Genomic DNA, 7,587 nt, shown 5'->3' with positions numbered 1-7,587 from the left:
ATCGCTGCGCAGGAACTGTTCGTAGGATTCGCGCTGAACCTCGATCAGGTTCGGCATCTGCACCACTTCGTGGATGTTGCCGAAAACCTTGCGGATGCGCCGCTTCGCGGTGCCTTCGATCGCCTTGGTCGCCATGTGGGTTTTTGCCTCGTCAGCCTGTAATTCGTGCCCCGGAGCCCCGGGGCAGGGCACGCATCACGACGCAAAAAAGCCGCTCATCCAACTTCCGTTTCCGGCCGTGGACGGGCAGCTTCTGGCGTCGTGTGAACCGACAACTTCCCATTCGATCGACACGGTGCGCGACGCCGCGTCATTTCCCGAAAGCTGTGGTGAGGAGCGGGATATAGGTAGCGTGTTGGAAAGTGTCAAACCGGAGGCTTGTTTTTTCGTCGCGACGATGGTCAGGCGTCATCCGGCCTCACGTTCTCTTCGTCCTGCTTGAGCCGCTCGAAAATATCCCATTCGCGCATATCGCCACTGTTTTTTGCGCAGTTCATCCGGCGGACGAGCTTGCCGTCTTCATCACCAGCACGCCGGCGCCGTCATATTCGGGGTCGAACTTACCATCCGGATATTGGTTCGCCGCTTCCCAGCGATTGAACACGACATGGCTCCGGTCGCCGCTGACGAAACTCAGCGTCTGGCCCTCGCTGCGCGCGGCCCCGTCGCGATGATAGAAGACCCCGCCATCAGGACCGCCGCTCAGGGGGATCTCAGGTCGACCGCGTGGCCCGAACGTATAGGTCAGGCGATCGCCGTCCTGGGCGATCGTTATTTACTTGCGCCCGATCGGACGGTGAAGATCCCCTCCGGGGAAGGGGCGCCGGGCACGGCCAACGCGACCGGCAGAAGCGACGTCAGGATCATCGTTCGCCTGTAGTGCCAAAAAAGTAAGTGCAATATTGTTCTGGTATTTTTGATGCGAATCAACGGGTTGCTCGATTCGTCGCGAAAATACCTTCGGCCCGACGGCGACGAAACGAGGAACCGGGAGCGGGTTCCCGTCATTGTGACAGCGTCATGAACCAGCTTTTTGCCCCCCGCAAAGCCCGCGCGCTGGCGCCCTTGCTGGCCGCCACCGCGCTCGTCTCAACCCCCGTGTTCGCGCAGGACACGACGCCGCAGACGGCACCGCCCGTCGTCGTGACGCCGCCCAATTCGGCGACGGTCCCGATCCCGCCGGTCGTGCCCACCGTCCCCGATAGCAGTTCGTCGACCACCACGACCACGACGACGTCCAGTCGTTCGGCCACGGCGCCGGCGCCGGCGCCGGCGCCGCGCGCCTCCACGCGCTCGACGACGCGTTCCACCCGATCGATGACGAGGAGTACGACGCGCTCGGCTCCCGCGCCGGTCGCGGCTCCCGCGCCCGCTCCGCAGGCAGCGGCTCCCGCGCCGCAGCCGGCGGCACCGCCTGCGAGCACTACGGCAGCCGCTCCGCCGCCGCCCGCCGCGGCGCCCGACACGGCGGCACCGACCGTGGATGGCGCGTCGACACAGTCGACGACCACCACGAGCAGCGGCGTCCCGCTCTGGGCCTGGGTCGCCGGCGGCATCGCGTTGCTCGCGATCATCCTGGGCGCGGCGCTGGCGATGCGCGGTCGCCGCCGCGAATATGAGGAATATGAAGAGCCGGCCTATGTCGAGGACAATTATGTCGAGCCGCAGCTCGAGCCGGCCGTCGCGACGCCGGTGATCGCGCCGGTCGCCGTCGCCAAGGCCGAACCGCGCAAGGAGCCCGAATATTTGCGCCGTGCCGCGCCGGTCGCCGAGGTCGAGCCGGTCGTCGCCGCCCCCGACGCGGTCGAGATGTCGACCCCCCCGGCCGACGAGGTGGCGGCGCTCACCGCCGGCACTGCGCCGGTCGCCGAACGGCCGTGGCTCGAATTCGCCATGCGCCCGGTTCGCGCCGGAACCAATGTTGACGAAGCGTTGGTCGAGATAGAATTGACCGTTGGCAACGCCGGTTCGGTGCCGGCGCGCAACGTCCGTATCTCGACCTTCCTGCTGTCGAGCGACCCCAATGGCTCGGAAATGGAGCGTCTGCTGGTCGACCCGCCGGCCGATGCGACCACCGACCCGGTCACGATCAAACCAGGCGAGGGCAAGCGCATCGACGCCACGCTCGCGTTGCTCAAGGCGGACATGGGCGAGAATCTGCCCGACGCGATCCGCCCGATCGTCGTCGCCGACGCCCGCTACACGCTCGAGGATGGCAGCGAAGGCCGCACCTCGGCCTCGTTCGAGATCGGCGTGACGCCCGAGGAGGGCGGCCCGGGCCTCGAACCGCTCGAACTCGCCCGCGCCTCGATGCACGACAATGTCGGCGCCGAATTGCGCGGCGAACCGCAACACGCCTGACGCTCCCTCAGGCAAGCAGGCGCCCGCCCCGGGAAACCGGGGCGGGCGTTTTTTTGCGGCTCGTCACCCCGGACTTGTTCCGGGGTCCAACGTGCCACATCGGTTAAACCAACGGATCGAGTCCCAAGCCCACCGCGAGGTCATTCCATTCGGGATTCTGACGCTCGATCAGATTGCACTTCCAGTCGCGCGGCCATTTCTTGATGGTTTTCTCGCGTGAGATAGCGCCCTCCATCATCTCGCCGACCTCGTACCAGACTAGCTTCTTGACTCCGTACCGCTTCGTGAAACCCTCAAACGTCCCCTCACGATGCTGAATGACGCGGCCGATAAGGTTCGATGTCACGCCGACATACAGCGTGCCGAGCTTCTCGCTGGCCATGGTGTAGACGCAGGGTGTGCGATCTCTCATGCTTCAAGCCTGTGGCACGTTGGATGCCGGAACAAGTCCGGCATGACGGAGATGGCACCACGATGGATTCGATTGCATCCCGGTGCCGTAGCGTCCTAGGACGCTGCCACCCCCTCCCAAGGAGACTCGGCCGCATGATCAAGAAGCTGGCGTTGATGCCTCTCGTCGCTCTCGCATTTTCTCCCGCGCTCGCGCAGCAGGCGCCGGTGTGGCCGCCCAACGGGACCGACATTCCGACCAAGTTCACGCCGCCGGTCGACGCCAATGCCGATTACATCAAGCGCGAAGTCATGATCCCGATGCGCGACGGGACCAAGCTCTACACCGTCATCGTCATCCCCAAGGGCGCAACCAACGCGCCGATCGTGCTGACCCGCACGCCGTACAACGCGGCCGGCCGCGCCAAGCGGATGGACAGCCCGTCGATGCTCAACACCTTGCCGCTGGCCGACGAGATCTTCGTCAAGAACGGTTATATCCGCGTCTATCAGGACATCCGCGGCAAATATGGCTCGGAAGGGGGGTACGTCACCACGCGCCCGCCGATCGGGCCGCTCAATGACACCAAGGTCGATCACGTCACCGACGCCTACGACACGATCGACTGGCTGGTGAACAAGGCGAACCTGCCCGAGTCGAACGGCAAGGTCGGCATGATCGGGTCGTCCTACGAGGGCCTGACCGTGGTCATGGCGCTGCTTCACCCGCACCCCGCGCTCAAGGTCGCGGCGCCGCAGAGCCCGATGGTCGACGGCTGGATGGGCGACGACTGGTTCCATTACGGCGCGTTCCGTCTCGCCAACATCGCGTGGATCGGCGCGCAGACCGGCTACAAGGGCGCAGGCAAGGCGCCGCCGACCGGCGGTTACGACGATTACGACAATTTCCGCGAGGTCGGCTCGGCCGGCGAATGGGCGAAGAAGTCCGGCTACGACCAGCTGCCGTTCTGGACCCGCATGTCGATGCACCCGGCCTATGACGAATTCTGGTCGGGCCAGGCGCTCGACAAGCTCCTCGCCAAGACGCCCGACGACGTCCCCACCATCTGGGAACAGGGCCTGTGGGACCAGGAGGATATGTGGGGGGCGATCCACAGCTATGAGGCACTGGTCAAGGCCGGCAAGGGCGACACCAACTTCATCGTGATGGGGCCGTGGCGCCACAGCCAGATCAACCGCGTGGGTTACGAACTCGGGCCGTTCAAATGGAATGGCGACACCGCCGCGCAATATCGCGAGGACATGATCCTGCCGTTCTTCAATCACTATCTGAAGGACGGCCCGGCGGTAACCCCGCCGGCGGGGATGATCTATAATACCGCCGAGAACCATTGGGACCGCTTCAGCGCCTGGCCGGTGGCGTGCGAGAAGGGCTGCCCGTCGCCGCTCAAGCCGATCTACATGCAGGCCGACGACGGCCTCGGCTTCGGCAATGCCGCGGAAGGCGGCGACAGTTACGTCTCCGATCCCGCCAAGCCGGTCCCGCATCTGCCGCGCCCGGTCAATTTCAACGATGGCCGCTGGGGCGACTGGCTGGTCCAGGACCAGCGCTCGTATGACGGCCGGCCCGACGTGATGAGCTACGAGAGTCCGGTGCTCGACCAGCCGGTGCGCGTCTCCGGCGTGCCGATGGCCGATCTGTTCGCCAAGACGACGGGCACCGACGGCGACTTCGTGGTCAAGGTGATCGACGTCTTCCCGGCGGAGAATGCCACCGACCCCAAGATGGGCGGCTATCAGCTGGCGATCAGCATGGACATCTTCCGTGGCCGCTATCGCGACAGCTTCTCCAATCCGTCGCCGATCCCGGCGGGCAAGGTGCAGGAATACAAGTTCCGGCTGCCGGCGGTGAACCATGTGTTCGAGCCCGGTCACCGCATCATGATCCAGGTGCAGTCGACCTTGTTCCCGGTCTATGATCGCAACCCGCAGAAATATGTCCCGAACATCTTCTACGCGAAGAAATCGGACTATCAGAAGGCGACGGTGACGATCATGCGTGGCGGAAAGACGCCGAGCGCGGTGTGGCTGCCGGTCGTGCCGCTCGCCCCGCCGCAATTGATGCGCTAGGGCGGGGCCTTTCGCCGATATTCGGCATGGGTTCAGCTAGGTCGTGTCAAACGTGGGGTCGATGAGGGGTTCGGGAGTGTTGAAGCGCGCGGGCGCGTTGCTCGCCGGAATAGCGGTGGTGCCGGGGATGGCGGCTGCGCAGAATAGCGCCGCGCCGCAGTCGATACCGGATTTGCGCTTCAACCTCCCGCCCAAACCGACGCCGACGCCCGCGCCGCCACCCTCGGGCCCGATCGTCGCGCCGTTCAGCCGGCCTACGCCGGCCCCGACCGCAGCGGCGACTCCGACGACGCCGCGGGCAGCAGTAACGCCGCCACCGGTCGCGACGACCCGGCCCAGCACCACGCCGACTCCCGCGCCGCGCCAGACGCCACGACCCGCAACCACCGGCCCGCAGCCGAGCGTTGCCCCGACGCCGGCACCCGTCGCTAGTGCCACGCCTGTTCCTACCGCGACCGTAACGCCCGAGGCTGCACCCATCGCACTCCCTACGGCCGCCGCGCCGGCGGAGTCGGCGGAGCAGCCGGCGAGCGCTGGCTCGAGCGGCACCTGGATCGCTATCGGCGTGGCGATCGTCGCGTTGTTGGGCGCGGGCTGGTTCCTGTTCGCTCGTCGCCGCCGCCGCGACGAGGAAGAGCGATGGGTCGACACCGCCGTGCAACCCGAGCCGGTCGCGCCGCCCAGGCCGGCGCGTGCCCCGGCCGCGCCCGCGCCCGCGCCCGCACCGACGCCCGAGGCCGCTCCGGCGGCACCCTCTGGGCTGCTGACCGTGCCGGTTCGTCGTATCGCCGAAGCGCTCCAGCCGAGCCCGCAGCCGCCATCGCCGCCGCTTCCTCCCGGTCTGCTGACCGTGCGGGCGCCGCAACCGTCGGGCCGCTCTATCGAGGATCAGAAACCCGAACTGGAGATCGTGCTGATCCCCCAGCGCGCCGGCACCGATCCCTCGATGAGCGCGGCGATCGAATATCGCCTCGTCATTCGCAACGTCGGGCGCGGCGACGCGCGCGACGTCGCGTTCGGCCTCTATATGCTCAGCGCCAGCGCGCGTCAGGCGGCCGACCTGCAGGCGATCTTCGCCGCGCCGGTCGACAAGCCGGTGGTGGCGCCGTTCGAGATCCGCGCCGGCAGCCAGGTCGAGCTGACCGGCACCGCGATGCTGCCGCGCGAGAACCTCAACGTCATGACGATCGACGGCAAGCCGTGGTTCGTGCCGGTGCTGGCGATGAAGGCCGAATATCGCTGGGGCGAGAATGTCGGCGCGCCCGGCGTGGCGACCGCCGCGCACATGATCGGCATCAATCGCGGGGAAGGGGCCAAGCTCGCGCCCTTCCGCCTCGACGGCAGCCCGCGCATGCATCCCCAGGTGGGGGAACGCCGGGTGGCGTGAAGCATCTCCACGCCCGCGCACCGGCTTTGTCTTGCGCCTGATCATAGGCGCGATTGCCGGCTTGTCGCTGATTGCCGTGGCGATCCTCGCGGTGGTGATCGCGCTCGGGATGATCTTTCCGTACGAAGCGCCAGCGGGCTTCACGATCGTCGAAATGTGGCTGGTTCTGGCCACGGAATTGCTGCTGTGGATCGCGACCGGTGCCATAGCGGCGGTCGCGGCGATGAGCGGCAGTTGGTCCTCGACATGGATCGGCATGGCGTTGTTCGTGGTACTGTCTCGTTGCTGGCGTTCACCTCCCATCACGGCATTGGCGCCTATTGAGGCGTGAAGCGCCATCCGAACCTTCTGTTCGGGGGCGGCGGTAGGGACGCGCGCCCCGGTCGGGAGATGCGCTCCCGTTTCCGTTTATCGTTATCCCCGCGAAGGCAGGGACCCATCTCCTACTGTCGCCAGCGTTCGACCGCCGTGGCCAGGGTCCGCGAGGGAGATGCCCCCCCCTCGCGGGGATGACGGAGGGGAGGAGGCTGCGAAAAGGAAAAGGGCGGCCCCATCGCTGGGACCGCCCTTCCTGTTTCTGCTGACCGTCACGGGAACAAGTCCCATGGCGTCGGACGTGGCGTATAGCCACGCCGGCCGTCCTTGCGGAGATGCGAGCCGGAACGGCTCGTCTTTCCCGCTGCGGCTTACTTCAGCTCGACGGTGGCGCCGGCCTCTTCGAGCTGCTTCTTCAGCTTCTCGGCCTCGTCCTTGTTCACGCCTTCCTTGACGGCCTTCGGAGCCGACTCGACCAGCGTCTTCGCCTCGGTCAGGCCGAGACCGGTGATCGCGCGGACTTCCTTGATGACGTTGATCTTCTTGCCGCCGTCGCCGGTCAGGATGACGTCGAATTCGTCCTTGGCCTCTTCGGCCGGAGCCGCACCGGCGCCGCCGCCGGCCGGAGCCGCAACCGCAACCGCGGCGGCGGCCGAGACGCCCCACTTCTCTTCGAGCAGCTTCGAGAGCTCAGCGGCCTCGAGCACGGTCAGTTCGCTCAGCTGGTCAACCAGCGCGTTCAGGTCTGCCATTTTCAATTCTCCATGTGGGCCGCATGGGGCCCGAGTTTCAGTTCAACAGTCGAAAGATCTTAAGCGGCTTCCTTGGCCCCATACGCACCGAACACGCGGGCGAGCTGACCGGCCGGCGCCTGGGTGATGCTGGCGAGCTTCTGCGCCGGCGCCTGAATCAGGCCGACGATCTTCGCACGCAGTTCATCCAGCGACGGCATGGTGGCCAGAGCCTTCACGCCTTCGACGTTGAGAGCCGTCGCGCCCATCGCGCCGCCGACGATTTCGAGCTTGTCGTTCGTCTTGGCGAAG

9 protein-coding genes and 1 pseudogene are annotated in these 7,587 nt (G+C 66.5%); 5 read left to right on the top strand and 5 right to left on the bottom strand.

The window, feature by feature from the left end:
- The first annotated feature begins 607 nt into the window (after window positions 1–607).
- On the top strand, window positions 608–880 hold the full coding sequence (locus tag ACTHJR_RS05205) for a hypothetical protein (RefSeq protein WP_440522063.1): 273 nt from the start codon (window positions 608–610) through the stop codon (window positions 878–880).
- Window positions 881–1,004: 124 nt separating this feature from the next.
- On the opposite strand, the gene ACTHJR_RS05200 is transcribed toward ACTHJR_RS05205, so the two are convergent.
- Entirely contained in the window at window positions 1,005–1,574 is a 570-nt protein-coding gene (locus ACTHJR_RS05200) for a hypothetical protein (protein WP_440522062.1), read from the bottom strand.
- Here ACTHJR_RS05200 and ACTHJR_RS05195 point away from each other — a divergent pair.
- The gene (locus ACTHJR_RS05195; RefSeq protein ID WP_440522061.1) at window positions 1,561–2,361 is read left to right on the top strand and encodes a hypothetical protein; all 801 of its coding nucleotides are present in this window, start codon (window positions 1,561–1,563) and stop codon (window positions 2,359–2,361) included. The genes ACTHJR_RS05200 and ACTHJR_RS05195 overlap by 14 nt on opposite strands.
- A gap of 103 nt (window positions 2,362–2,464) precedes the next feature.
- Here ACTHJR_RS05195 and ACTHJR_RS05190 read toward each other — a convergent pair whose 3' ends face one another.
- Window positions 2,465–2,743: a GIY-YIG nuclease family protein gene (locus ACTHJR_RS05190; RefSeq protein WP_440522060.1), complete on the bottom strand. Its 279-nt coding sequence runs from the start codon at window positions 2,741–2,743 to the stop codon at window positions 2,465–2,467.
- Between the two features lie 164 nt (window positions 2,744–2,907).
- Here ACTHJR_RS05190 and ACTHJR_RS05185 point away from each other — a divergent pair, with 164 nt between their 5' ends.
- Window positions 2,908–4,842 (top strand): CocE/NonD family hydrolase, encoded by a 1,935-nt coding sequence (locus ACTHJR_RS05185; protein WP_440522059.1) that lies wholly within the window; start codon window positions 2,908–2,910, stop codon window positions 4,840–4,842.
- Between the two features lie 36 nt (window positions 4,843–4,878).
- Here the strand turns inward: ACTHJR_RS05185 and ACTHJR_RS05180 are convergent, their stop codons facing one another.
- Window positions 4,879–5,280 carry a hypothetical protein gene (locus ACTHJR_RS05180; RefSeq protein WP_440522058.1) on the bottom strand — a complete coding sequence of 134 codons (402 nt, stop codon included), beginning with the start codon at window positions 5,278–5,280 and terminating at the stop codon, window positions 4,879–4,881.
- 127 nt (window positions 5,281–5,407) lie between these two features.
- Here ACTHJR_RS05180 and ACTHJR_RS05175 point away from each other — a divergent pair, with 127 nt between their 5' ends.
- Window positions 5,408–6,229: a hypothetical protein gene (locus tag ACTHJR_RS05175; protein WP_440522057.1), complete on the top strand. Its 822-nt coding sequence runs from the start codon at window positions 5,408–5,410 to the stop codon at window positions 6,227–6,229.
- A gap of 31 nt (window positions 6,230–6,260) precedes the next feature.
- Complete coding sequence (locus ACTHJR_RS05170; protein WP_440522056.1) at window positions 6,261–6,560, top strand: hypothetical protein; 300 nt, start codon at window positions 6,261–6,263, stop codon at window positions 6,558–6,560.
- 355 nt (window positions 6,561–6,915) lie between these two features.
- Here the strand turns inward: ACTHJR_RS05170 and rplL are convergent, their stop codons facing one another.
- Together rplL and ACTHJR_RS05160 are read right to left on the bottom strand one after the other, a co-directional pair.
- Entirely contained in the window at window positions 6,916–7,296 is a 381-nt protein-coding gene (rplL, locus tag ACTHJR_RS05165; protein WP_440522055.1) for a 50S ribosomal protein L7/L12, read from the bottom strand.
- A 59-nt stretch (window positions 7,297–7,355) separates the two neighbouring features.
- Window positions 7,356–7,587 (bottom strand): annotated as a pseudogene (locus tag ACTHJR_RS05160) (50S ribosomal protein L10); the annotation flags it as partial.

The organism is Sphingomonas sp. (genome assembly GCF_051962185.1).
In the GTDB taxonomy this organism is placed as follows: Bacteria; Pseudomonadota; Alphaproteobacteria; order Sphingomonadales; family Sphingomonadaceae; genus Sphingomonas.
This window is presented reverse-complemented; position numbering and strand designations above follow the sequence as displayed.